The sequence below is a fragment of the Aliibacillus thermotolerans genome (assembly GCF_027853235.1).
Taxonomy (GTDB): domain Bacteria; phylum Bacillota; class Bacilli; order Bacillales; family Marinococcaceae; genus Aliibacillus; species Aliibacillus thermotolerans.
Genome location: NZ_WKJG01000102.1, coordinates 1 through 1,235, shown reverse-complemented (window position 1 = coordinate 1,235; position 1,235 = coordinate 1). Strand labels below are relative to the sequence as shown.

Sequence of the window (1,235 nt, the reverse complement as noted above, 5' to 3'; positions counted from 1 at the left end):
TCATACTTGTCCGGTGACCATAGCAAAGAGGACCCACCCGTTCCCATGCCGAACACGGAAGTTAAGCTCTTTAGCGCCGATGATAATGAAGGGGCGACCCTTTGTGAAAGTAGGACGTTGCCGGGCATTGTTTGTGGAGGGTTAGCTCAGCTGGGAGAGCACCTGCCTTACAAGCAGGGGGTCGGCGGTTCGATCCCGTCACCCTCCACCATCTATTCCATGTGCCGGTCTAGCTCAATTGGTAGAGCAACTGACTTGTAATCAGTAGGTTGGGGGTTCAAGTCCTCTGGCCGGCACCATTTTATGAGCCATTAGCTCAGTTGGCAGAGCATCTGACTTTTAATCAGAGGGTCGGAGGTTCGAATCCTCCATGGCTCACCATTTTTTATCATTAAAATAACGAAGTTATGATTCCTTCCTTTTGGGGAGGGCATCCTTGTCTGAGGGAATGTTTGATTGGCGGAAGTAGTTCAGTGGTAGAACACCACCTTGCCAAGGTGGGGGTCGCGGGTTCGAATCCCGTCTTCCGCTCCATTTTTATGCGCCCGTAGCTCAACTGGATAGAGCGTCTGACTACGGATCAGAAGGTTAGGGGTTCGACTCCTCTCGGGCGCGCCATCAGTACGCGATTGATGGCGCGAGCGTATCTGACGAAGAGATTTCGATGTTTATTCTTCTTCTGTTTTCTTTGTGTAAAGAAGAAGCGAGAAGGTCGAGGAAGCAAAGGAGAGAAGGAAGGAGCGTACCTTAGTACGTGACTGACGGAACGAGTGCAGCTGACGAAGAGATTCGATGCTTATTCTTTACAGAAACGGGAAGTAGCTCAGTTTGGCAGAGCACTTGGTTTGGGACCAAGGGGTCGCAGGTTCGAATCCTGTCTTCCCGACCATGTTTGGGGCCTTAGCTCAGCTGGGAGAGCGCCTGCTTTGCACGCAGGAGGTCAGCGGTTCGACCCCGCTAGGCTCCACCATTTTTTGTTTTTTATTTGACAAGTTCTTTTAATAGTGTTATGATGAAAGATGTTGCTTAAAAAGTGTCCTTTGAAAATTGAATGAAAGTCAAGCGTCTGTCAATTTCTTCTTTTAATTAGAGGAATGAAGTATTTTAAAAAGAGCAAGATCAACTTTCATGGAGAGTTTGATCCTGGCTCAGGACGAACGCTGGCGGCGTGCCTAATACATGCAAGTCGAGCGCGTGCACCTATTGGATCCCTTCGGGGTGACGATAGGGAATCG

Annotated in this window: 7 tRNA genes and 2 rRNA genes; all 9 read left to right on the top strand. The window is 49.3% G+C overall.

Annotated elements, in window-relative coordinates:
- Nucleotides 1-9: 9 nt before the first annotated feature.
- Nucleotides 10-126 (top strand): 5S ribosomal RNA (rrf, locus tag GJS40_RS13945).
- Nucleotides 127-135: 9 nt separating this feature from the next.
- Nucleotides 136-211, top strand: a tRNA-Val gene (locus GJS40_RS13940).
- A 12-nt stretch (nucleotides 212-223) separates the two neighbouring features.
- A tRNA-Thr gene (locus GJS40_RS13935) sits at nucleotides 224-299 on the top strand.
- A gap of 6 nt (nucleotides 300-305) precedes the next feature.
- Nucleotides 306-381, top strand: a tRNA-Lys gene (locus GJS40_RS13930).
- Nucleotides 382-459: 78 nt separating this feature from the next.
- Nucleotides 460-534 (top strand) — tRNA-Gly (locus GJS40_RS13925).
- 7 nt (nucleotides 535-541) lie between these two features.
- A tRNA-Arg gene (locus GJS40_RS13920) sits at nucleotides 542-618 on the top strand.
- Nucleotides 619-812: 194 nt separating this feature from the next.
- Nucleotides 813-889 (top strand) — tRNA-Pro (locus tag GJS40_RS13915).
- 5 nt (nucleotides 890-894) lie between these two features.
- Nucleotides 895-970: transfer RNA gene (locus GJS40_RS13910), tRNA-Ala, on the top strand.
- 155 nt (nucleotides 971-1,125) lie between these two features.
- A 16S ribosomal RNA gene (locus tag GJS40_RS13905) occupies nucleotides 1,126-1,235 on the top strand; the annotation flags it as partial.